Here is a 23,258-nt window from a genome sequence, read left to right as displayed (position 1 = left end):
ACTCCTTTATATTAGTGTGCTGTTTTAGTAAATAAATTTTTCTTGTTAAATAAAATAGTTAATAGGAATGGTACAACAATCACAATGACCATACATAGAGCGAACCATATAACAGATTGAGGTTGAATAGAAATAATTCCTGGCAAGCCACCGACACCGATCGAGTTAGCGGTTACTTTCGTAAGCGTTGCGACTAAGCCCGCGACAGATGAACCAATCATAGCTGCGACGAAAGGATAAACATATTTTAAATTAATCCCAAACATTGCGGGTTCGGTAACACCGAGATAAGCAGAAATCATTGCGGGAATGGATACTTGTTCTTCTTCCTTATTACCCCAATGTAAGTAGATGATTCCTAGAATAGCAGAACCTTGTGCGATGTTAGAAAGAGCAATCATCGGCCAAAGATTAGTACCGCCAAAGTCTGCAATCAATTGTAAATCAATGGCATTACTCATATGGTGTAAACCAGTGATAACCAGTGGTGCATATAGGAAACCAAAAATAGCACCGAATAACCAATTGAACGTACTTTCTAAACCAGCGTTAACAATAGAAGAAATAAATGATCCAATCTTCCAACCGATTGGTCCAAGAATTACGTGTGCTGCCATAATAGCAGGAATAAGTGCAAAGAATGGTACTAGAATCATTGAAACAGCGTTTGGAATAACTTTTCGCAGCCAGATTTCCAAGTAAGCTAAGACGAAGCCGGCAAGCATTGCTGGAATCACTTGCGCTTGATATCCAATCATATCAATTTGAAAAGCACCGAAATCCCATTGTGGAATATCACCTGCGGCAGCTCCTGAAACGCCATACGCATTTAATAATTGAGGTGATACTAAGGTAATCCCGAGAACGATTCCTAAAATTTGTGTCGTTCCCATTTTTTTAGCGATACTCCAAGTAATTCCGACTGGTAAGAAATGGAAAATCGCTTCACCCGGTAGCCATAAGAAAGCATTGACACCGCTCCAGAAAGGATAGACATCGACAATTGTTTGATTGTTTAAAGCTTCAAAGGGAACGCCTTCTAGAATATTTCTAAACCCTAAGATTAACCCTCCAACGACAAGGGCAGGAATAAGCGGACTAAAAATTTCTGCTAAAACCGCCATAGCACGTTGTAGTGGATTCATATTTTTCTTTGCTGCCACTTTAGCCGCATCTTTTGATACGCCGTCTTTACCTGAAAGTGCTATAAAATCATTGTAAAACTCTGCAACATCATTTCCAATAATGACTTGAAACTGGCCCGCTTGAGTAAATGTCCCTTTAACAGCTGGAATTTTTTCTATTGCTTGCTCGTTGGCAATGCTTGGATCTTCTAAGACAAAGCGCATACGTGTCACACAGTGTGTTACCGCTGAAATATTTTCTGTCCCTCCAACTAAATCGAGCAACTGCTGTGCATCGTTTTTAAATTTTCCCATTTTGATTCCTCCAAAATTTTATTACTTGTATATACAAGTCGAGATAAGTGTAAACCTTTTCTTAAAAGAATGCAAGCGATTTAATTTTTTAGCATATAAACACAGATAAAATATTTTTCATTTATCGAAAATAACCGAAACTATGATAAAGTAATAAGAGCATGAAAAAGAAGGAGAGAGGTGTGATGAATAGACATCCTTTTATTATATTATCTTTTTACCTCACCGTGTTGAGTCTTTTGATGACAATCACGCATCCCGTTTGGCGTTTAGTCGCTTGGTTGGTAAGTTTGTTATTAATCAAAGTGACAAACCATGATCGAAATCATTTAAAAAAACTATGTCAATGGCAACTAGGATTGATTATCGTGAGTAGCTTAAGTAATATTCTATTCATTCGTCAAGGTTTGACAGTTCTTTGGCGACCGACTGTTCATATCGGTCATCACAGTATTTCTTTTCCATTATCGCTAGAAGCTGCGCTTTACGGACTGTTTTTTGGTGTGATGATGGCAGCGATGTTAAATTGGTTTTATCTATTCAGCCTAGCGTTAAGCAGTCGTGATATTGTGTTTCTTTTTGGCAAACGATTACCAATGTTTTCTTTTTTATTAACGCTAAGCCTCCGACTAGTTCATCGATTTAATGCACTACTCATCGAGATTCAATACGCATTAGATGGTTTAGGTGCTAGTAACCGACCACCACGCTCTTTTAAAGCGCGACTCTATCCCTATCAGCAAAAATGGTTGAAAGTTTGGGATGTAGGTTTTGCAGAAAGTTTAGGTTTGGCTAATGCTTTAGAGGAAAAACGTTTAGATTTTCAAAAGCGACGACCCTATACGATTTATCGCTGGCGTTTTCAGGAATACGCTGAATTAGGCTTATTAATTATGATAGTGGTAGCACTGAGCTATGGTGCGCGTCAAGGTATGATGACTTTTTATTATTATCCTAAACTCACGTGGGCTATCATCCTTCGACGGTTTAGTATGGCGCAAGTCTACTGGTTAGCGCTTGCCACACTGTATGTGTCACTTCCACTTTTAAACTTAGGAAAGGAGCGTTTAAAATGGCAATTATTCACATTGAAACTCTCTCGTTTCAGTATAAAGAATCTAAGACAAAGTTAGTGAGCCAGCTAGACGCTGCAATCGAGAAAAACACGTGGACTACCGTGGTAGGAGCGGTAGGGGTGGGGAAGACAACCTTGTTACGCTTGTTGAAAAGAAATCGTCAGCCTAAAGGTGATTTGTCAGGTCGGATAACAGCGGATGAGGATTTAGTGATAGCGTATCTTCCTGAAAATCCAGACGGACAGTTTGTGACAGAAGATGTGTGGAGTGAGTTAGTCTTTCCTTTAGAAAATTTAGGTCTATCGGCTAGTGAAATTGATTGGCGTGTCGGGGAAATGGTTCACTTTATGGGCATTTCATCTTGGCTATCTCGTTCGCTCTCGTCGCTATCTGCTGGACAAAAACAGTTAGTTCAACTGATGGCCTGCTTGATAACACGACCAGACGTCCTTATATTAGATAATCCTTTAACGTATCTTGATGACATTACACGTCGCCGTTATTTAGATTTATTAAGTGAGATACAGGCAGTCACGTCGCTGACGATTATAATGAGCACACATGATATCTCCCAAGTAATGGCTAAAAGCGATGCGTTTATCTGGTTAAAAGAAAACGAGAAAAGCGTTTATTTAAATCGTCAAGAATTTATAAAATCTGTATATCACTCTTCGTCAGATATAGCCTTTCAGTTACCGGTCTCTTTAACTATGGCTCGACGATTAAGGTACGAAGAAATAGGAAAACTTTCGCTCAAAGAAACACGCCACTGGTTAGAGAGAGATTCGGTGGTAGTTGAAAGATGTTCACACCCCTATCAACAAGACTTTGAAACAGGTCATCCTGTTCTGATACAGTTGAAGGATGCTATATTTCGTTATGAACGAACAGGCGAGATGATTTTAAACCAAGCAGAGTTAACGATTGAAACCGGTGAGCGCTTGATGTTATTAGGAGCGAATGGTGTCGGAAAAACGACTCTTTTGAAATTGCTAGCACGTCAGCTACCGCTCTATCAAGGAAGTCTGTCTAGTCCAGCTTTTAAAAAACGCGAATGGCGTCATTTTGTCAAATGGTTACCACAACATGCGTTATATATTTTAACTGAAACCAATGCAGACGCTGAGTATCGGCAATATTTGAATAGTTTAGGCGTTTCTGCCGAGATGATTTCAGTGAAAATTCAAGAAGTTGTGACCAAATTAAAGTTAAATAAGATGATGAGCCGACCGTATTATCAACTAAGTGCTGGACAGCAACAGTTGATTGCACTGGGGAAATTAATGTTAAGCCAACCTAAATTGCTTCTACTAGACGAACCTACACAACATTTGGATGAACATGAAAAACACCGTCTTGGTCAAATATTACGTCAGTTATCGAGTGAAGGAGTGACGATTGTTATCGCAACGCATGACCGTGAGTTTGCGGCGTTATATGGTAGCAATTGTTGTATGATGTTTCATGGAAAATTAACACAAAAAGAAAATCCAGTCACTTTCTTTTCGAAGCATTATTTTTATCGAACGCCGATTGCGTCATTATTGCGTGACTATGACGACGAGGTAGTCGTCCCCGAGCAGTTAGCAGCACAGGGACAAAATTTATGAAAAAGTATTTAAAATGGGGTATCTACGTAGGGCTGTTAGTCGGCGCTTATAGTTTAAGTCAAACTTATGCAGCGTATGGGTTTTACTTAGGGGTATTGACCACGCTATATATTGTAATAAAAGAGTTCGAACAGCGTTTCTTGTCGCTAAATCAATTAGTCGTTGTTGCGATGATGATTGCGATGGGAACAATCGGACGTTTAATCTTTTTCTTTATACCAGGTGTTAATCCGATGTCAGCGATAGTGATATTAACGAGTTTATATTTAGGTCGAAAAGAAGGTATGATAGTCGGATTAATGTTACCTTTTGTTTCAAATTTCTTCTTTACACAGGGACCTTGGACGCCATTTCAAATGTTAGCTATGCTTATCATTGGTGGATTAGCGGGCCAACCGTTTGTTGCGAACCTTGTCAAGCAATCTTTTCTTTGTTTGGGCCTACTAGCAGTCTTTTCGGGCGTCGGTTATTCTTTACTAATGGATATATGGACGACACTATCCATTGACGGTTATTTTTCTTTTTATCGTTATTTTATATTGATAGGACAGGCGTTACCATTTACAATAAAGTATAGTATCAGTAACATTATATTCTTAAAAGTATTACAAAAACCGTTAGCCGAACGTTTCATATACATACGTGACGAGCTAATTGAAAAATAAAAAGGACGTGTTGAGATGAAAAAGAAATGGTTAGTAGTCGGGATGACTTGTGTAACATCGTTGGTGCTAGTAGCTTGCACGCCAGCTAGTCAAACTTCAGAGGAAAGTAAGCAAACAGCAGTTTCCGAAGTGAGTCAAGCGGAATTTACACTGGAGTTGAAAGAAGATGGCGAAACATTTTCAAATGAAACTTTAGTTATCAAAGAAGGAGAAAGTCTCATGTCACTAATGGCAGAACAACATGATATTGGTGAAGAAAACGGTATGATTATGGAAATCGATGGACATAAGAGTGATAGCCAAACGGATAAATATTGGCTATATGAAGTCAACGGTGAAATGCCTGATGTTGGAGCAAATGAGTATTTTCCTCAAAAAGATGACAAAATTGTGTGGGAATTAAAAGAATTGGAAATAGAATAGCTAAAAAAGTGTCTTGTTTAAGGCACTTTTTTTTAGTCTTGACCTAGAGTCAACTCCAAGTGTTACAATCAAGTAAATAGAAAGAAAGATGTGATGAAATGAAGATTAGAGAAGTCAGCGAACTGTATGACATGAGTGCGGATACGCTACGTTATTATGAAAAAATTGGACTGATTCCACCTGTCCCTAAAATTAGCGGTCAGCGCGTCTATGATGAAAATAGTTTAGAACATTTGACCTTCATTCAATGTATGAAAACATCAGGTTTGTCATTAGCTGAGATCAAGCAATACCAAACTTGGTTTCGTGAAGGAGATGCGACACTTTTACAACGATTAAAATTACTAGAAGCGCATTATGAGCAGTCGCAGCAACGTTTAAAAAAATTACAAGAATCTATAGACTATGTCGCCTATAAGATTGATTTGACAAAACAAAATTTAACTCGTTATGAAGGAAAGGAGTAATAGTATGACGCAAGTATTATATTTAATGCGACACGGACAGACACTATTTAATCAACGGAGAAAAATTCAAGGCGCGTGTGATTCACCCTTAACGCAACTAGGAAGAGAACAGGCGCAAGCTGCGAGCGATTACTTTAAAGCACAAGGAATTCAATTTGATTACGTTTATAGTTCAACACAAGAACGTGCGTGTGACACAGCTGAAATTGTCACCAATAACCAATCCTATGAGCGCTTAAAAGGGTTAAAAGAGTGGAACTTTGGTCTGTTTGAGGGAGAGAGTGAAGATTTAAATCCACCACGTGATGAAACACGCCACTCTTACGGTGACTATTTTTTAGATTATGGTGGCGAATCGGATTTGCAAGTCCAAGCTAGAATGACGGCGTGTTTGACAGAAGTGATGAATCGCCCACACCATCAAGAGGTTTTAGCCGTTAGTCATGGTGGTGCTGTCTTTATGTTTACGCAACAGTGGTTAGAATGGGAAAAAGTGGCACAGATTCAATTTACCAATTGTTGCATTTTAAAATTCACTTATGAAGCAGGACGCTTTGAATTTGTTGACGTGATTCATCCAGTCATATAAAAAATAACCGACTACTTTATGGTAGTCGGTTATTTTTTATTGTAAGTCTAAGACAGAATAGCCACGCACATCAAAGCGATTGCGGCTGCGAGAATACTCGAGTAATTGTCCGTTTTTCAAGTAGACAACTTGTTCCACTTCTAAAATAGGGTCGGTTACCTCGCAATTTAGATAGGTTTGATCAAACGAGTCACTTTTATCTGCTTGAATCATGCGGTAGGCGCCCGCAAATTTTAAGTCTAACTCGTTTTTCAGATAGTCATAAATAGATTGTTTTAAAATGTCTTCTGTTAAATGTGGCACTAAGTGAACGGGCATATAAATATGTTCTAAGATGTAGGGTTGATTATCTACACGACGTAAGCGAATGATGTGATAAACGGCTTGAGTGGCTGTGATGTGTAGTTTTTCTTGAATGTGTTGATTAGGAAATGTGACATCAAATAAAATAATATCACTATCGACCGAGCGTTCCTCTTTTTCCATAAGCGCCGTTAACCCGTAATACTCTGTAGCAGGTGATGCTTCTTTTTGAGAAAATGGTCGATTTAAAACGACCGTTCCAGAACCACGCTGAGCGTAAACAAGTCCTTCCATCGTAAGAAGGTCTATCGCTTTTTTAATCGTTTCTCTACTTGCAGAAAATTCTTCCGCTAATAAACTTTGTTTCGGCAATTGTGAATGAACAGGATACTCATTCTTTTTGATTCGTTCGCGGATAATATCAGCGATTTGTTCGTACTTTGTCAATGAAATCACCTCTTCCAAAGTATAGCTAAAAATAAAAGAATAGACAAGTTGTTAAAAAAGACTAGTCTTTTATTATTAAAAGATTGCTCTTTTTATAAATGTGGTTTATGATAATCGTATAGAAAGGATGATGAAGATGACAACGTATCAATTTCCGAAAGATTTTTGGTGGGGGTCTGCGGCAAGTGGTCCTCAAACAGAAGGTCGACATGAAGGTGACGGCAAAGGAGATAGTATTTGGGATTACTGGTATCAACAAGAACCAGAAAAATTTTTCAACCAAGTCGGACCAGAAGTAACTTCCAATGTTTTATCCTATTACAAAGAAGATATCCAATTAATGAAACAAACAGGGCATAATACGTTTCGCACATCGATACAGTGGAGCAGACTTTTCCCAGAAGGAACTGGCGAACCAAATCCAAAAGCAATAGCATTTTATCGTGATTATTTCAATGAGTTGCTTGCAAACGATATTGAACCATTTGTTAACTTGTATCACTTTGACATGCCTATGGCTTTACAGGAAAAAGGCGGTTGGCTCAATAAAGAAACCGTAGAAGCCTACGCAAACTATGCAGAAACTTGCTTTAAATTATTTGGTGATAAGGTGACGAAATGGTTCACTCATAATGAACCGATTGTTCCTGTAGAGGGTGGCTATTTATATCAATTTCACTATCCAAATCACGTTAATATGAAAGAAGCCGTGCAAGTTGCTTATCATGAAGCGTTGGCAAGTGCCAAAGCCATTGAACGTTTTCGTCAGTTATCCTGTGAGGGGGAAATCGGGATTATTTTGAATCTAACCCCGAGCTACCCACGTAATCCAGAAGATCCAGAAGATGTGAAAGCAGCTTCTATTGCCGATGCTTTTTTCAATCGTTCTTTCTTAGAGCCTGCGATTAAAGGGGAATATCCACAAGATTTAATATCTATTATTAAAGAATTAAATATATTACCAGACTACACAGCAGATGAGCTGACTGTGATAAAAGAAAATACGATCGACCTATTAGGGATTAATTATTATCAGCCGAGACGTATAAAGAAAAAAGAATCTCCTGTGACGAATGATAAGACACCCATGCCGGATGATTTTTTTGATATGTACGACATGCCTGGTAAAAAAATGAATCCCTATCGTGGTTGGGAAATTTATGAAAAAGGTATTTATGATATCTTAATTAACTTACGAGATCATTATGGAAACATCCCTTGTTACATTTCTGAAAACGGTATGGGAGTGGAAAACGAAGAACGTTTTATTAATGAAAAAGGCGAGATAGAAGATGATTACCGTATTGAATTTGTTAGTGAACATCTGCGATATGTTCATCAAGCAATACAACAAGGAAGTGCGTGCAAAGGCTATCACATGTGGACGTGCATGGATAACTGGTCTTGGATGAATGCGTATAAAAATCGTTACGGTTTTATTTCAGTTGATTTAGAAAATAACGGTCAACGCACGATTAAAAAGTCTGGATATTGGTTTAATGAAGTTTCTAAAAATAATGGTTTTTAACGGACATATAAAACAAGATGTTACAAAGTGTTAAAAATAACAAAAAAATGTAATCTGAATGTAACTTGGTGAAGTAGTGGACGTGATATAGTAGTTAGTGTCGAATAAAAGGAAAAGAAGAGGTATAGCTAACTATGAAGAAATATATCGCGTTATTTACTGCAGTGTCAATTACAGCATTAACTCCTTTAACAGTAGCGGCAGATAACATTGATACTAAAATTAATGAATCAACTAATAAAATAACAGAATTAAAAAATCAAAAATCAGCAGCTGAACGTGAATTACAGCAACTAGACAGTGAAATCAGTCATTTAGAAAATGAAATCTCACAAGTACTAGCTGAAAAAGTAAAATTAGAAAAAGAAATCAACACATTGCGTGAAGAAATTGCTCAGTTGGAAGCAGCAATTGAAAAAAGAACGGAACGTATTAAAGACCAAGCACGTTCTGCACAGGTTAGCGATGTCGGATCAAGTCTGATTAATGCTGTTTTTGAAGCAGATAATATTTCAGATGCGGTGACAGCATCACTTGCTTATATGAAAGTCTTAAACGTTAACAAAGAAATAGTCGAAGACCAAAAACGTGACCAAGAAGCTTTGGAACAAAAAGAAGCAGAAATCGAAGAAAAGATTGAAACGGTTAATCAAAAGCAAGCTGAGCTAAATCGTAAACAAGAGTCTTTAACTGAAAAACGTTATGACCAAGCTATTTTAGCAAAAGAAGTAGCAGCAAGCTTAACTAATGAAGAGTCTAAAAAAGCGGCGTTGTTAAAAGAAAAAGAAGAAGCCGAAGCGCGTAAACGAGAAGCTGAGCGTCTTGAAAGAGAACGACAAGCAAAAGAAGCACAAGCGCGAGCAGAAGCAGAAAAACAAGCGGCTGCATTAGCTGCACAACAAGCTCAGGCACAGGCACAAAAACAAACAAGTGTTGCACCAGAGACAACACCAGTGTCAAATAACACTGTAGTAGAATCAGCACCTCAATCAAAACCAGCGGCGCCAGAATCTACACCAGCTCCAAGCCCAGCACCGTCTACGGGTAATGGTTATCAATCACCGTTATCAAGCTTAGTCGTTACAAGCCCATTTGGACCACGAGTTGATCCAACGGGAACAGCTGGAACGTATCATGATGGTATCGATTTTGCTGGAAGTATGAATCAAAGCGTTTTTGCTGCACGTGGAGGTTCAGTTGTAATGACTGGATTTGATGGTAGCGCAGGAAACTATGTCATTATTAAACATGATAATGGTATGTATACTTATTACCTACATTTAAATCAAATCATGGCGTCATCAGGACAATCTGTTTCTGCTGGAACAGTGATTGGATTGATGGGAACAACAGGGAACTCGACTGGCGTTCACTTGCACTTTGGAATGGCGTCCACACCGTATTGGTCAGGATTTGTGAATCCAGCACCTTATTTAGGATTATAATAAAAAGCTCGTTACGTATCGACACGTAACGAGCTTTTTTTATTTTATTATGAAGGAGATAGCTCACGTTGATCCATAGAAGAATAATAAACCGTAAGCGGTTCGGACTGATTGACTAGCTCCGAGACAGTTTTAAATTGATATCCTTGTTTTTTTAACTCAGTAATAATATCAGGTAAAGCTTCCGCGCTTTGTTCATGAATATCATGCATTAAAATAATCCCTTGGTTGTGTGTTGAAGTTTTAACGTCTTCGATAATCTTTTTCTTATCTTTAGCCTTCCAGTCAAGTGAGTCAACTGACCAATTCATAATTGGTTTTCCAATAGCGACCGCCGTTTCATAATTAACACTACCGTATGGTGGACGCACGTATTTTGGTAAGACACCAGACGCTTCATAAATCGCGACTTGGGTATTAATAATCTGTTCGCGTACTTGTTCAGCTGGTAAAGTGGTCAAGTCAGGATGATTATAAGAATGATTAGCTAGTTCATGTCCTTCGTCAGCAATTTTCTTTACGACATTTGGATATCTTTCTGCTTGAGTTCCTAACATAAAGAAGGTAGCTGGAACATTTTCATTTTTTAATGTATTCAGAATTTTTAATGTGGTTGAATCGTTCGGGCCGTCGTCGAAAGTAAGAGCGACAGATTTAGTGTCTAAAACAGGGACATCGACCTCAGTAGCAGGCTTAATATAGGCACTGTCAACGTATTCTGGATTTAATAAATCACCAACGTCTTGATAATCCACTTGATACTGACTTAAGCCTAACTCGTTTTTAGGAAAATTAATGACGACATGATTTTTATCGTATGTAAAGTTAGTCTCTTCCGTAGATAATAATGGCAATGAAAGGATAGGTTTAACCGATTGTTCTTTTTTATGATGCAACAAATCGTTTTGTATAAGTTCATTTACTTTAATCAAATTTTTCTGATTTTGGAAGAGATGTCCTAACGTTAAGGGACTATGCGACCGACTCTCTAAAATATGAGAGGAAACAGCTTCGTTCTGTTTTTCTTCCCACTGTTCTTGATGCTTATTCCAAGTGAATAATTGATGTTTAAATGTTGCCTTTTCTACATTATCTTGGAGCGGTTCTTGCTCGACTGAAAGTACGTGTTTAACATCTTCTTGAGTCGTTGACTTTAATTCCCCAGATATCTTAGTCATCGTATCCTTGTAGAAAGAAATCGGTTCTTTTTCCGATGTATGAGGAATAAATTGAATAATTTCACCATGTTTCATTTTTTCGGATACGAAAGTTTGATTTGGATGTTTTTCTATAAGATTGTTTACTAACGTTTCTTCTTGCTCTTTATAATGGAGACGCGCTTTTTTCTCTTGGTTCTTAACGAAGAAACGTCCATAAGCACCTAATAATGTCATAATAAGAATTAGAGAAATGATTTTTTTCTTCATAGTAAGTATCAGAATCCTTTTCTATCATATTTGTCAATATTGTAACGTATTTGTAATATAACTGCAACAAAAAGAAGTGGAATTTTTAGAAATTAAAGACTTGCTTAATCGTCTTTTTTTTGATAATATTTAAAACGTAACCGTTACGCTTTATAAAAAGAAAGGATTATTATGGCAAAAAAATCGAAAATAGCAAAATATCAACGTCAAGAACAACTGATTGCATCCTATGCTGAGAAACGCAAAGCGTTAAAAGCAGCAGGAGATTATGAAGGATTAAGAAAACTTCCACGAGATTCTAATCCGAATCGTTTGAGAAAAAGAGATACGATTGATGGTCGCCCTAGAGGATATATGGGCAAGTTTGGCCTATCACGCATTCGTTTTAGAGAAGAGGCGTTGAAAGGTCATATACCGGGCATAAAAAAAGCAAGCTGGTAGAAAGGATTAACAATATGGAGAAGCAAGATATTTCAAGTGCTTATCGTCGTTTAAAAAGTCCTAATATCAAGACGAGAAAGCGAGCACTTAAGATTATAAAAGCACATAAAGCTAAACGGAATATGATGAATCGTTCAGCTTCGTAAAAAAAGCCCTCATTTTTGAGGGCTTTTTTTAACCGTTACCTGTTTACATTTCATTTTCGTAGCGTGAATCTTTAACAAAGTTAGCACCTAGTAAACCGCCGTATGAAGCAATAACTAAGCTAATAACCATGGCGATAAAGCCCCAAATAGAAGCTTTTGCTGTGGCATTGGTTGCATCATCAGCTGTTTCACGAGCGTCTTTAATAGTTTCATCTAAATCTTGTTTAGCTTGTTTAATGTTTTCACCAGCATTTTTAAGTTGAGTTTGTGTTTCATCTACCGCTTTGTTTAAGCCATCCGTAATATTTTTGGTAGCTTGTTCCGCTTCGGCTTGGGATAAGTCTGTATTAGCCGCAACTTCATTAGCAATAGCTTGTTCATCAATCGCATCACCAATTGTTTGGGCACGGTCTTCTAACTTGTTAGACAAATCATCAATGATTTTGTCTGAGTTTTCTGGGTGAAGTGCTAGTTCTTTTCCAGCTGCTGTAACATCATCTGTGGCAGCTGAAAGCTCATTTTTCAAATAATCAGGTTGTAACTCAGGGATTTGCGTGTCTTTTAAAACATCGTTAACGTTTTGTTCTAATTCCTTAGTATCAACGTCTCCCATACCATCTGTTATTTTATCAAATGATTTTGATATCGCATCTGCTGAGCCAGAAGCGACAGTTTCAACACCGCTACCAATAGCTGAAGTAACATTTCCTAACATAGATCCGACAGCTGAGAAAGCCCCCACTGTTAAATAAGAAAATAATAATATCATTACGATAACACTAGATCCCCATGTTAAAAAGCCATGAACTAAGCCAACACGTCTTGCGGTTACACCTGAAATAAAGCCAGCTCCTAGAAAAGATAAGGCAAGCGTAATAATTGTCCAAATCATTAAGCCAGTACCTACGCCATCTAATGGATTATTAGAGGTTGGATCGGCTACTCCAAAACCAATAGCAGAACCTATAAGTGAAAGAGTAAAGAACAATGCGATGAATGTCACCACACCTGCAATCACGGAACCCCAAGACAAGTTGTAACCAGCTTCTCGTTCGTCAGCACCTAAATAACTTCTAAAATTTTGTCTCATTTGTTTTCCTCCTTGTGTTCTTTTTGTCTTACAATTTAACTGTAACAATTGTTATTTTATTATGCAAATCATACGTTTTGTGTAAAGTTTATCAATATAACGTATCTTTAATGAATAATAGAATGATTTTTTGTGCCTGAAAAATAGCATCACTGTTGTAAAAGGTATGGCGAGGGGGCATAGGAGCTGATGAGTGTAAAAAGATTATGTGAAGAAAAAAACTTGTGAAAATAACAATGAGTAATCTCTCATAAAAACATTATTGTTTATGTAAGCGTATTCCTTAACTTGTGAAAAAGTGTTATACTAAAGAAAATAACCCCTTTAGGAAGGTGCTTGAAATGTTGACTACAAAAGACATGTGGCAGTCATTTATCCTCTCAAATGAGTCCACGCAACTGAACTTACCTGAACATATTGTCGAATCGTGGCGCTATTGTACAACGAACAAAGTAAACCCTTATCAAGATAAAGGAATTCAACGTGTTAGTTTAGAAAGGCTTAAAGAAACGAAAAGTGAATTGCAACGTGTCATTCGGTTGGTAGAAAGTGAAATCGCACGTCTCCAGCATTTTTTTGATGTAAAAAAGCCCTTATTCATTTTAACGGATAAAAATGGCGTCGTGATTTGGCGCGAAGGACATACCGAAACTCGTCACTCAGCCAATGATATTCATTTTTTAGAGGGAAATATTTGGACGGAAAAAGCAGTAGGGACTAATGCGATAGGTATTGCTTTGCGAACATTACAAGGTGTGACTGTCGAGCGTTTTGAGCATTTTTCAAAAGCTTCACACCCTTTTACCTGTACGTCTACGCCTATTTTAAACGATGAAGGAAATGTTATTGCATGTCTAAATATCTCTACCAATGAACAGTTACAGGAGACCACTTACACGTTAATGGCATTACAAATGATTGCCCAAAACGTACAAGACCAGCTAACAATCGATTACTATACTGAACAGAAACACTATTTAATGCAGTTGTTATCAGAGCCGTTTGAGCAAGGGGTACTTTGTAATAAACACGGTCAAGTAATAGCGGTATCTAAGGAGTTCAGTGTGGATGAAAAACACTGGCAAGGAAAGGATATTTCTCGATTTATGACCAAACATCCAGAAACATATCAGAAAATGGACGTTAGAGAGGGGCGAGAAGTGGTAGGGTATTTTTATCACTATCGCTCTTCAGGGATTACGACATCATATGTTTCATTTGGGATTGAATCGAAAAATAGTGCCTATCAGACATTTTTAAAGCAGTTATTGAGGGCAGCGGACTCTGATTTGCCGATACACATATATGGTGAGACGGGAACAGGGAAAGAAGTTTCTGCTAAGACGATTCATTACAATAGTCGCCGAAAAGATGAAAAGATGTTAGCCATTAATTGTGGGGCTTTAAGTGAGAACTTATTAGAGAGTGAGCTGTTCGGATATGCACCCGGCTCATTTACTGGTGCACAAGCAAAAGGTCATCAAGGAAAATTTGAACAAGTAAAGGGTGGAACGCTGTTTTTAGATGAGATTGATAGTATGTCACCACGCATGCAAGTTTCTTTGTTACGTGTATTAGAAGAAAAAAGAATCATGCCAATAGGTGGGACAGAAGAAGTGGCTGTCGATTTTCGATTAGTAACGGCTAGTAACCGTGATTTAAAAGAACAAGTAATAGCTGGAAAATTTCGTGAAGACTTATTTTATCGTCTATATGTTATTCCACTTTCTCTGCCACCACTCAGAGAACGACAAGAGGATATCAGTGTATTAACACATCATTACTGCGTTCAGCATCAATGGTATCCAAAGTGGATTGAGGGAGTATTGGACATTGCTAAAGAATATGAATGGACAGGGAATATTCGCGAATTTCACAATTTTTTAGATCGCTTATCTCTGTTTTATGAAACAACGCCACCAAATCGCCAACAAGTACATGAGTTGATTGCAATGGGAGCACTTGTACTTGAAAAACCTAAAAACCATTCAGAAAGTGAACCTGCTCAGATAGAACGCGCGCTAGAAAAGCATCACTATCACATGACACGGACAGCTGAAGCATTAAATATTGCTAGAAGTACACTTTATCGCAAAATAGATAAGTATCAAATTGAGATACCAAAAGACTAGGGAAACCTAGTCTTTTTTTGTTGCATGTTGTTGCAACAAACTGTTGCAATAATGTCGCACGCTAAAATGTGTGAAAAGATAAAACGTGTAAAAGTGAGCGTTTTCTTAATTGGCATGGTATTTGCATATAGTAAGGCAAGAACAGATTAAGGAAGGTGATGGAATGAAGCAGTATGATTTGATCGTGATAGGCGCAGGCCCTGGAGGCTATGTGGCAGCGATTGAAGCAAGTCAGTTAGGCAAAAAAGTAGCAGTTGTAGAGCGAAAAGCAATTGGTGGTACCTGTTTAAATGTAGGATGTATTCCTTCTAAAGCTTATCTCAAACATGCGAGCTGGATGGAAGAAATGCAAACGGCACGACAGTTTGGCATCAACGCAAAAGAAATAGACGTTGATTTTTCAAAACTAGTTAAACGAAAAGACGATGTTGTAGTGCAACTTCAAACAGGGATTCACTCACTTTTTAAACAACATGGGATTGACTTTTACGAAGGGGAAGCAGAAATTCCACAGACGAATCAAGTTCAAGTGGGAGAGCAAGTTTTACAGGCGTCGTACATCTTATTAGCGACTGGAAGTCGTCCGTTTGTTCCACCGATAAAAGGGCTAGATGAGACTTCTTATCTTACGACGGATACATTCTTTGAGTTAAAAGAACAGCCAGACAACCTTATCATTATCGGAGGAGGAGTGATAGGGGTGGAATTAGCTTTTGCTATGGCACCTCTGGGAACATCGGTCACGATAGTAGAAGTAGCAGATGATATTTTAATGACAGAAGACGATGAAGCGAGAACATTGATTAAAAAACGGTTGAAAGAATTATCTGTCTCCGTCATCACAAAAGCGACAATCAAAGAGGTTAAAGAAAAGACCCTTTATTTATCAGATGAGTCCCTCAACTTTGATGAGTTATTAGTGGTGACAGGTCGCCAAGCGAATTTGGAATTAGTGCATCAACTACACCTAGAAATGACGGAACGTGATAAATATGTAAAAGTCAATCACTATTATCAAACGTCAAATCCATCAATCTATGCGGTTGGCGATATGGTAGATAGCTATATGCTAGCACATGCAGCTAGCAAAGAAGGAATAAAAGCCGTCCGTCATATGTTTGGCAAAAAAGAACGACGTCTACTGCGTGAACAAATACCACGTTGTGTGTATACCCATCCTGAAATTGCAAGTTTTGGATTAAACGAACAAGAAGCAACCGCAGCTGGCTATGATGTAAAGGTCGGTAAAATACCGTATGCAGCCAATGGTCGGGCGATTGCCGGACAAGAAACGACAGGCTACATTAAAATTATTTCTGAACGACGTTACGATGAAATTTTAGGAGCCGTCATTGTTGGATCAAATGCAACCGAGCTTATCCACACAATCTTAGCTGTAAAAGAATCAGAAGGAACCTTAGCAGAAATTGAAAAGATGACATTTGCACATCCTACCTTGTCTGAGATGATGGGCGAATTAGGAAATCAAATGATCGAATAAGGAGGAACAACAATGGAAAAAATGACGAAACAAAAAGCAGAATGGATTTACAAAGCAATGCATGATATTCGTAACTTCGAAGATGAAGTGCATCGCATCTTTACTTCAGGTGAAATACCAGGATTTGTTCACTTGTACGCGGGTCAAGAAGCTGTCGCAACGGGAGTCTGTGCTCATTTAACAGATAGCGACTATATTACCAGTACACATAGAGGACACGGACACTGTATTGCTAAAGGCTGTGACTTAAATGGAATGATGGCCGAAATATTTGGAAAAGAGACAGGTCTTTGTAAAGGAAAAGGCGGCTCCATGCACATCGCAGATATTGATAAAGGGATGTTGGGAGCGAACGGCATGGTCGGTGGAGGATTTCCAATTGCTGTCGGTGCCGGCTTAAGAAATAAATATTTAAAGACGGATGATGTCGCTATTTGTTTCTTTGGGGATGGTGCTTCTAATGAGGGGACGTTCCATGAAGGGATTAACATGGCAGCGATTTGGGACTTGCCAGTCGTCTTTGTCTGTGAGAATAACTCATTTGCTGAAGCAACACCTATGACGTATTCATGTGGGTCAAAAACCATTGCTGAACGAAGTGTCGCTTATGGTATACCTGGCGTGCGTGTCAACGGTAAAGACTTAGTAGAAGTATATGAAGCAGCAGGCGAAGCAATCGCACGTGCGCGTCGAGGCGAAGGACCGACATTAATCGAATGTGTGACTTATCGTAATTACGGGCACTTTGAAGGAGATGAACAAAAATATAAAGCAAAAGAAGGCGATGAGAAAGAATTCGCTGATTTTGAAAATATTATTCACTTTAGAGAAGTAGCCATTAAAAATAAATGGTTAACAGAGAAGAAAGCGAAAGAAATTGAAGAGCAATCTCGTCAAGATACCGAAGCAGCTGTTCAGTTTGCTCGAGAAAGCTCTGTGCCAAAACCTGAAGCATTATTTGAAGATGTTTCGATTTAATACCTATTATAAAGATAAGGAGTGACCAAAATGAGTAGAAGAATAACCTTTATGCAAGCAGTTAATGAAGGCCTTGATATGGCAATGGAAAAAGACGAGCGTGTCATTTTATTAGGGGAAGATATTGCAGGTGGTACGACAATTGAACATTTAGAAGGAAGCGGTGCTTGGGGTGGTGTTTTCGGCGTCACGAAAGGTCTGGTTGAAAAACACGGGTTTGATCGTGTCATCGATACACCTATTTCAGAAATGGGGTACATGGGAGCGGCAGTAGGAGCGGCTGCAACAGGTTTACGTCCCGTTCCAGAGTTAATGTTTAACGATTTCTTAGGTTTCTGTTTTGATACGCTGTTATCTCAAGGATCAAAAATGCGATACATGTTTGGCGGGAAAGCTACTATACCGATGACCGTGCGCACGTGTCACGGAGCGGGAGCGTCAGCCGCTGCTCAACACTCAGGTTCTTATTACGGTATGTTTGGTTCTATTCCAGGATTAAAAGTAGTCGTTCCTTCAAATCCGTACGACGCGAAAGGCTTGTTACTTGCTGCCATAGAAGATGATAATATTGTTATTTTTTCAGAAGATAAGACACTTTACGGTATTAAAGATGAAGTACCGGAAGATTACTACACGGTCGAGATTGGTAAGGCAAAAGTAAAACGAGAAGGAAACGACCTTACTATCGTCACAATTGGCAAGATGCTATATGTAGCATTAGAAGTTGCGGAAGAATTAGAAAAATCAGGCGTTTCAGTTGAAGTTATAGACTTAATCACAGTCGCACCTTGGGATCAGGAGACGGTTATCAACTCAGTGAAGAAAACAGGCCGCTTAATTGTCATTGACGAAGCTAATCCACATAATAATACGGCAACAGACATTGCATCTGTGGTTGGAGATAAAGCATTTGACTACCTAGATGGACCGATTAAATGTGTGTGCGCACCTAACACACCTGTTCCATTTGCTGCAAACTTAGAAGCACTGTATTTACCAAGTAAAGAACGTGTATTAGAAGAAGCCAACGAACTAATAGAAGACTTAAAATAAAAGGTAGGTGATAGATATGGCAGAAGCAATTTTAATGCCGACATTAGGATTAACAATGACCGAAGGAACGGTTGATAAATGGTATAAAGCGGTTGGCGATTCAGTGGAAAAAGGAGAAGCGTTAGTTTCAATTAGCTCAGAAAAATTGACGCATGATGTGGAAGCGTCTGAAGATGGGTATTTGATTGCCATTACAGTAGAAGAAGGTGGCGAAGTACCGTGTCAGGCGGCAATTGGTTATATTGGTGAAAAAGGGGAGTCTGTTCCTACAGGGGAAGAAGAACAGACAGTAGAACAGCCAGAACCTGAAACACCAAAAACGATATCAGAAACAGAGAACAACAATCCACCATCAACTCGTCAAACAGGAGAGCGTCTCTTTGTTACACCATTAGCTAGAAGAATTGCCGAAGAAAAAGGTTATGAGTTGTCAGAAATCGTTGGAACAGGTGGTAATGGCCGTATTACACGCCGCGACGTTGAGCGACATCAACCAGCCGTGAAAGCCGCCACCAGTGCTCCTGTTACTGAAGTGGGAGAAGGATTACAAGGTATGCGTAAAGTTATTGCTAAACGCATGCATCATAGTTTACAACAAAGTGCACAATTAACTTTGCACCGTAAAGCGAATATTTCGTCACTCTTAGCTTTTAGAAAAGAGATGAAAGTAAAAACGGGTGAACAAGTCAAACGCAGTACATTTAGCCTTAATACTCTACTAATTAAAGCGATTAGCTTAGCTTTACAAGACTATCCTGAAATGAATGCTTGGTATGATCAAACCACACATACACTACATGACGCGATACATATAGGCGTAGCGGTAGCAGTGGAAGATGGCTTAGTAGTGCCTGTCATTCAAAACGTTCAACAACAATCACTTTCACAATTGGGAGAATCCTTTACAACAGTGACATCACAAGCATTGGATGGAACGTTGCCAGGTGACTTATATAGTGGTTCTACCTTCACGATAACGAACTTGGGACAAGCAGGTATTGAGTATTTTACCCCTATTTTAAATACACCTGAAGTCGGAATCTTAGGTATTGGTGCAACCACTAGTCGTTTAGTTTTAACAGAACAAAAAGAAGTAGCAGAAATTCAAGAATTACCTTTAAGCTTGACGATTGACCATCAAGTCATTGACGGAGCGCCAGCCGCGGCATTCTTAGGAAAAGTTTGTGACTACTTAGAAAATCCTTATATGTTATTAGTATAGTGTGAGAATAAAGAAAAAGAGCGACCGAAATGGGCGCTCTTTTTTTGTGTGTCAAAATGCTATCTAATCGCGTTTGTAAGCAACTTCGCCACCAATTATTGTCATGCGTGGTTTAATATCTTTAATTTCATCAGACGGTATGGTAAAGATGTCTTCATCGAGTACCGTAAAGTCAGCGAGAAAACCAGGTGCAATGCGTCCTTTATCCTTTTCCATAAATTCTAAATAACTAGAGCCAATCGTGTATGCGTCGATAGCAGTATAAATATCGACACACTCTTGCGGATAGAACCCACCTTTTGGTTCACCATTTTGATTTTTTCGCGTAACTGCAGCGTAAATGGTAGGGAATGGATTTAAGTCCTCAACTGGAGCATCTGTTCCATAGCCAATTGGAGCACCTAAGTCATCTAAAGTTTTAAAGGCATAGGATGTTTCAGCAAGTGCTTTTTCAACACGGTCTTCGAGAATAGTCATATCGTAATCTAAGAAGATAGGTTGGAAAAACACAGCAATATCTTTATCAGCAATCTTCTTTAAAAGCTCACGATCAGTAATTTGGCAATGAATTAAGCCATGGCGCAGCTCGTTGCGACCATTAACAAAGCCTTCTTGATACGCCGCAACGGTTTCTGCAATGGCTTGATCGCCAATAACATGCGTCACAACTTGCAATCCTCGTTCACTGGCTAGCTTAACCAACTCTACTTGTAAGTCATAGTCTAACGCGCAAACACCATGATTATCAGGTTCATCCAAGTAACCATCACGCATCATGGCCGTTTTGGCTCCCAAACTTCCGTCTTTAAACATCTTTATAGGTCCCAATGTGAGATAGCCTTTCTCATATATTGGCTCTAACGCTTCTACGTGAACAATGTGGTCCATCTCTTCTGCCGAGTACGCACACATTTGATGACGAAAACGTACCTTTGTTAAGTTATTTTCATAAATAGTGCGAATAGAGTCAAAATCTCCGTAAGTATTAGGGGCGGCTATATCATTAGATTGCACACTAGTTAAACCGACACTGGCTGCATAGTTTAACGCTTTTGACATGAAAGAAACTTTTTGTTCTGTTGTATAGTTAGGAATGATTTCTTCAATCCATTGAACGGCATTTTCAGTTAGAATACCGTTAGGTTGCCCTTTTTCATCTAATTCGATTGTTCCACCGCGTGGGGCAGGCGTATCTTTGGTTACGTTTTTCATCTCAAGCGCTTTAGAATTGACTGCACAGATATGACCGCATACACGTTCTAAAATAATTGGAATATCAGTAGAAATACGGTCGACATCGTGCACGTTTAAAATTCGTTTTTCTCCCGATGTAAATAAGTCTTGATTCCATCCCATTGTTCGAATCCCATTTTGACTCAGTTCAGGATTATCTTCGATAAATGTTTTCGTGACGGTAATAATTTCTTCGATAGATTGACAAGCAGATAAGTCTACTTGCAAATAAGCCGCTCCCACACATGAGATATGACAGTGTGAATCGTTTAAGCCGGGTAAAATAGTTTTTCCGGCTAAATCAACCATTTCATCATAGCTTTCATCTTTTAATGAAGCATCAGAACCCACTGCGATAATCCGATCATCTTCAATCAAAACGGCTTCGGCAAATGTTTCACGTTCTAAATAGAATTTTCCTCCAGTAAGTAATTTACGCATACGTTAAACCTTCTTTCTTTTTAGTTGACGGTCAAAATAGAGATAGACGGCTAATCCGATAATCTGAACGACCATCCCTAATACTGCATTTTCAATATCTTCTGTAAACGTGTTTACAAGTAGACCGATAAATAAGATAGCGGTAAGTAGCACTGTCCACGGATAGCCAGCTACTTTGTATGGACGGTCTAAATTAGGGTAACGTTTCCGCATGACCCATACGGCGAGTATTGTTAGTAAGTTATACAGCATCGCTGTAAAAACAACTAAAGACGTAAGTTGATCTAAATTACGAGCAAACACAAGAATAATAGAAAGTATCATTTGTGCTAACATTGCCGCAGTCGGAACTTTATATTTTGGATGCAACCGTGCAAAAGAAGGAAAGAAGTGCCCTTCTAAAGCCATAGCGTAGTACATACGAGGTTGAGCGATAATCAGGCCATTAAGTCCGCCAAACATGGCTAAAATCATACCAAGCGAAACAATAATCCCTCCCCATTTTCCTAGCACACTTATTGCCGCTTCGGTACCTAGATAGAGGTTGCCATTTTCAATGTGTTGGACAATGACATCATAAGGTAAAACTTTGTAAATAGCGTAGTTAAATAATGTATATAAAACAGTAATACCACCAATCCCAATAATAATAGCTTTGGGTAAATTCTTTTGTGGATTTTTCATTTCCTCAGTCATCGAGTTAAGATTGGTCCATCCTTCGTACGCCCATAGACTAGCTACCGTTGCAAAAGCAATCATTGGTATTAAGCTGAAAAATGACTGACTTGTTTGACCGGGTGGGCTTAGAGACAAGTTGGGTTGTTCCTTACCTAAGAAAAGTGCCGCAAACAAGATGATTAAAATTGGAATGAGTTTGGCAATCATTGATATATTTTGTAAAAATGCTCCTTGCTTAATGCCAAATAAATTATAAATCGTTAGTAAAACAATTAAGACAGTGGCAATGACTTTTACTTGCATGTCAGAGATATCCCAAAAACTTCTCATCGCTGTTGGTAAAGCAATCGCAATTGCCGCGATTGAACCAGGACCGCCAATAATCCAATCAGTAAAACCACGTAAGAAACCAACGGCGGGATGATAAGCTTCAGTTAAATAAACTGTCGAACCACCTGCCCGTGGCATACTGACACCTAACTCTGCATAGCACAGACCGGCTAGTAACGTGATAACGCCACCTACAATCCAAGCAAGCAAAGCCAAGCCTAAACTCATCCCAGTCCGTTCTAAAACATAAGAGCCTAAATAAAAAATACCAGAACCAATCATGATTCCTCCGATAATACTAACACCACCAAAAACACCAATTTCACGATTAAATGGCGTTTCAGTTGTCGATAAGTTTTGCAAATGCCTATCCTGTTCCATCTTCATCATCCCTTCATAAACCATTAAAGTTTAATTTCATACTATTTGAATAACAACGAGACTATTATTTCTTGAATAAATAAGTAAGGATGTTTTCGTTTGTCTTTTTGTTATTTTATACTCTTCAAAAGGATTTAAAAATAACAAAAACATTTATAAAACGAACGAAAACGATAATTATGCATGTAAAGTTATGAAATTAAAGCTTTTTAC

At 38.5% G+C, this 23,258-nt stretch carries 21 protein-coding genes; 15 read left to right on the top strand and 6 right to left on the bottom strand.

What is annotated here, in order from left to right; all coding sequences use genetic code 11:
• Window positions 1-11: 11 nt before the first annotated feature.
• A complete protein-coding gene (treP, locus tag M2919_RS04720) occupies window positions 12-1,439 on the bottom strand; it encodes a PTS system trehalose-specific EIIBC component (RefSeq protein WP_126762740.1) in 1,428 nt (475 codons plus the stop codon).
• Between the two features lie 242 nt (window positions 1,440-1,681).
• Between treP and M2919_RS04715 the strand changes: the two genes are divergently transcribed.
• The 6 genes from M2919_RS04715 to M2919_RS04690 all read left to right on the top strand — a co-directional run bounded on the left by M2919_RS04715 (window position 1,682) and on the right by M2919_RS04690 (window position 6,269).
• Window positions 1,682-2,572: a hypothetical protein gene (locus M2919_RS04715; protein ID WP_248849427.1), complete on the top strand. Its 891-nt coding sequence runs from the start codon at window positions 1,682-1,684 to the stop codon at window positions 2,570-2,572.
• On the top strand, window positions 2,512-4,125 hold the full coding sequence (locus tag M2919_RS04710) for an ATP-binding cassette domain-containing protein (RefSeq protein WP_248849426.1): 1,614 nt from the start codon (window positions 2,512-2,514) through the stop codon (window positions 4,123-4,125). The genes M2919_RS04715 and M2919_RS04710 overlap by 61 nt, the downstream gene beginning before the upstream one ends.
• Entirely contained in the window at window positions 4,122-4,790 is a 669-nt protein-coding gene (locus tag M2919_RS04705) for an ECF transporter S component (RefSeq protein WP_248849425.1), read from the top strand. Before M2919_RS04710 ends, M2919_RS04705 begins: the two co-directional genes overlap by 4 nt.
• A 15-nt stretch (window positions 4,791-4,805) precedes the next feature.
• On the top strand, window positions 4,806-5,213 hold the full coding sequence (locus M2919_RS04700; RefSeq protein ID WP_248849424.1) for a DUF4430 domain-containing protein: 408 nt from the start codon (window positions 4,806-4,808) through the stop codon (window positions 5,211-5,213).
• Window positions 5,214-5,311: 98 nt separating this feature from the next.
• Window positions 5,312-5,680, top strand: coding sequence for a MerR family transcriptional regulator (locus tag M2919_RS04695; protein ID WP_248849423.1), 369 nt, complete (start codon window positions 5,312-5,314; stop codon window positions 5,678-5,680).
• Between the two features lie 4 nt (window positions 5,681-5,684).
• On the top strand, window positions 5,685-6,269 hold the full coding sequence (locus tag M2919_RS04690) for a histidine phosphatase family protein (RefSeq protein ID WP_168413596.1): 585 nt from the start codon (window positions 5,685-5,687) through the stop codon (window positions 6,267-6,269).
• A gap of 36 nt (window positions 6,270-6,305) precedes the next feature.
• Here the strand turns inward: M2919_RS04690 and M2919_RS04685 are convergent, their stop codons facing one another.
• Complete coding sequence (locus tag M2919_RS04685) at window positions 6,306-7,019, bottom strand: GntR family transcriptional regulator (protein ID WP_023606565.1); 714 nt, start codon at window positions 7,017-7,019, stop codon at window positions 6,306-6,308.
• Window positions 7,020-7,155: 136 nt separating this feature from the next.
• On the opposite strand from M2919_RS04685, the gene M2919_RS04680 reads away from it, so the two are divergent.
• A complete protein-coding gene (locus tag M2919_RS04680; protein WP_248849422.1) occupies window positions 7,156-8,547 on the top strand; it encodes a glycoside hydrolase family 1 protein in 1,392 nt (463 codons plus the stop codon).
• 134 nt (window positions 8,548-8,681) lie between these two features.
• Window positions 8,682-9,992, top strand: coding sequence for a murein hydrolase activator EnvC family protein (locus M2919_RS04675; protein WP_248849421.1), 1,311 nt, complete (start codon window positions 8,682-8,684; stop codon window positions 9,990-9,992).
• 47 nt (window positions 9,993-10,039) lie between these two features.
• On the opposite strand, the gene M2919_RS04670 is transcribed toward M2919_RS04675, so the two are convergent.
• Window positions 10,040-11,419, bottom strand: a complete 1,380-nt coding sequence (locus M2919_RS04670) for a polysaccharide deacetylase family protein (protein ID WP_248849420.1) — start codon at window positions 11,417-11,419, stop codon at window positions 10,040-10,042.
• Window positions 11,420-11,590: 171 nt separating this feature from the next.
• On the opposite strand from M2919_RS04670, the gene rpsN reads away from it, so the two are divergent.
• Both rpsN and M2919_RS04660 read left to right on the top strand, forming a co-directional pair.
• Window positions 11,591-11,860 carry a 30S ribosomal protein S14 gene (gene rpsN / locus M2919_RS04665; RefSeq protein WP_023606561.1) on the top strand — a complete coding sequence of 90 codons (270 nt, stop codon included), beginning with the start codon at window positions 11,591-11,593 and terminating at the stop codon, window positions 11,858-11,860.
• 14 nt (window positions 11,861-11,874) lie between these two features.
• On the top strand, window positions 11,875-12,006 hold the full coding sequence (locus M2919_RS04660; protein WP_222317209.1) for a putative metal homeostasis protein: 132 nt from the start codon (window positions 11,875-11,877) through the stop codon (window positions 12,004-12,006).
• A gap of 43 nt (window positions 12,007-12,049) precedes the next feature.
• On the opposite strand, the gene M2919_RS04655 is transcribed toward M2919_RS04660, so the two are convergent.
• Window positions 12,050-13,096, bottom strand: a complete 1,047-nt coding sequence (locus tag M2919_RS04655; RefSeq protein ID WP_222317210.1) for an MATE family efflux transporter — start codon at window positions 13,094-13,096, stop codon at window positions 12,050-12,052.
• 341 nt (window positions 13,097-13,437) lie between these two features.
• Here M2919_RS04655 and M2919_RS04650 point away from each other — a divergent pair, with 341 nt between their 5' ends.
• From M2919_RS04650 to M2919_RS04630, 5 genes are all read left to right on the top strand, one after another.
• Complete coding sequence (locus tag M2919_RS04650) at window positions 13,438-15,228, top strand: sigma-54-dependent Fis family transcriptional regulator (protein WP_248849419.1); 1,791 nt, start codon at window positions 13,438-13,440, stop codon at window positions 15,226-15,228.
• A gap of 163 nt (window positions 15,229-15,391) precedes the next feature.
• Complete coding sequence (lpdA, locus tag M2919_RS04645; protein WP_248849418.1) at window positions 15,392-16,729, top strand: dihydrolipoyl dehydrogenase; 1,338 nt, start codon at window positions 15,392-15,394, stop codon at window positions 16,727-16,729.
• Window positions 16,730-16,741: 12 nt separating this feature from the next.
• Window positions 16,742-17,707: a thiamine pyrophosphate-dependent dehydrogenase E1 component subunit alpha gene (locus tag M2919_RS04640; RefSeq protein ID WP_248849417.1), complete on the top strand. Its 966-nt coding sequence runs from the start codon at window positions 16,742-16,744 to the stop codon at window positions 17,705-17,707.
• A 30-nt stretch (window positions 17,708-17,737) separates the two neighbouring features.
• Window positions 17,738-18,760: an alpha-ketoacid dehydrogenase subunit beta gene (locus M2919_RS04635; protein ID WP_126762696.1), complete on the top strand. Its 1,023-nt coding sequence runs from the start codon at window positions 17,738-17,740 to the stop codon at window positions 18,758-18,760.
• Window positions 18,761-18,776: 16 nt separating this feature from the next.
• On the top strand, window positions 18,777-19,982 hold the full coding sequence (locus M2919_RS04630) for a dihydrolipoamide acetyltransferase family protein (protein WP_222317213.1): 1,206 nt from the start codon (window positions 18,777-18,779) through the stop codon (window positions 19,980-19,982).
• Window positions 19,983-20,045: 63 nt separating this feature from the next.
• On the opposite strand, the gene M2919_RS04625 is transcribed toward M2919_RS04630, so the two are convergent.
• A complete protein-coding gene (locus M2919_RS04625; RefSeq protein WP_248849416.1) occupies window positions 20,046-21,656 on the bottom strand; it encodes an amidohydrolase in 1,611 nt (536 codons plus the stop codon).
• A gap of 3 nt (window positions 21,657-21,659) precedes the next feature.
• Entirely contained in the window at window positions 21,660-23,054 is a 1,395-nt protein-coding gene (locus M2919_RS04620) for an APC family permease (protein ID WP_248849415.1), read from the bottom strand.
• Window positions 23,055-23,258 lie beyond the last annotated feature (204 nt).

The sequence above is a fragment of the Vagococcus lutrae genome (genome assembly GCF_023299185.1).
GTDB classification, from domain to species: domain Bacteria; phylum Bacillota; class Bacilli; order Lactobacillales; family Vagococcaceae; genus Vagococcus_A; species Vagococcus_A lutrae.
Note: the sequence above shows the minus strand (reverse complement) of the source record. Positions and strands in the feature narration are given on the sequence as shown.

Coding starts and splice junctions, on each gene's coding strand:
- treP (WP_126762740.1), bottom strand. CDS start 1,439: ATGGGAAAATTTAAAAACGATGCACAGCAGTTGCTCGATTTAGTTGGA.
- M2919_RS04715 (WP_248849427.1), top strand. CDS start 1,682: ATGACAATCACGCATCCCGTTTGGCGTTTAGTCGCTTGGTTGGTAAGT.
- M2919_RS04710 (WP_248849426.1), top strand. CDS start 2,512: ATGGCAATTATTCACATTGAAACTCTCTCGTTTCAGTATAAAGAATCT.
- M2919_RS04705 (WP_248849425.1), top strand. CDS start 4,122: ATGAAAAAGTATTTAAAATGGGGTATCTACGTAGGGCTGTTAGTCGGC.
- M2919_RS04700 (WP_248849424.1), top strand. CDS start 4,806: ATGAAAAAGAAATGGTTAGTAGTCGGGATGACTTGTGTAACATCGTTG.
- M2919_RS04695 (WP_248849423.1), top strand. CDS start 5,312: ATGAAGATTAGAGAAGTCAGCGAACTGTATGACATGAGTGCGGATACG.
- M2919_RS04690 (WP_168413596.1), top strand. CDS start 5,685: ATGACGCAAGTATTATATTTAATGCGACACGGACAGACACTATTTAAT.
- M2919_RS04680 (WP_248849422.1), top strand. CDS start 7,156: ATGACAACGTATCAATTTCCGAAAGATTTTTGGTGGGGGTCTGCGGCA.
- M2919_RS04675 (WP_248849421.1), top strand. CDS start 8,682: ATGAAGAAATATATCGCGTTATTTACTGCAGTGTCAATTACAGCATTA.
- M2919_RS04670 (WP_248849420.1), bottom strand. CDS start 11,419: ATGAAGAAAAAAATCATTTCTCTAATTCTTATTATGACATTATTAGGT.
- rpsN (WP_023606561.1), top strand. CDS start 11,591: ATGGCAAAAAAATCGAAAATAGCAAAATATCAACGTCAAGAACAACTG.
- M2919_RS04660 (WP_222317209.1), top strand. CDS start 11,875: ATGGAGAAGCAAGATATTTCAAGTGCTTATCGTCGTTTAAAAAGTCCT.
- M2919_RS04655 (WP_222317210.1), bottom strand. CDS start 13,096: ATGAGACAAAATTTTAGAAGTTATTTAGGTGCTGACGAACGAGAAGCT.
- M2919_RS04650 (WP_248849419.1), top strand. CDS start 13,438: ATGTTGACTACAAAAGACATGTGGCAGTCATTTATCCTCTCAAATGAG.
- lpdA (WP_248849418.1), top strand. CDS start 15,392: ATGAAGCAGTATGATTTGATCGTGATAGGCGCAGGCCCTGGAGGCTAT.
- M2919_RS04640 (WP_248849417.1), top strand. CDS start 16,742: ATGGAAAAAATGACGAAACAAAAAGCAGAATGGATTTACAAAGCAATG.
- M2919_RS04635 (WP_126762696.1), top strand. CDS start 17,738: ATGAGTAGAAGAATAACCTTTATGCAAGCAGTTAATGAAGGCCTTGAT.
- M2919_RS04630 (WP_222317213.1), top strand. CDS start 18,777: ATGGCAGAAGCAATTTTAATGCCGACATTAGGATTAACAATGACCGAA.
- M2919_RS04625 (WP_248849416.1), bottom strand. CDS start 21,656: ATGCGTAAATTACTTACTGGAGGAAAATTCTATTTAGAACGTGAAACA.
- M2919_RS04620 (WP_248849415.1), bottom strand. CDS start 23,054: ATGATGAAGATGGAACAGGATAGGCATTTGCAAAACTTATCGACAACT.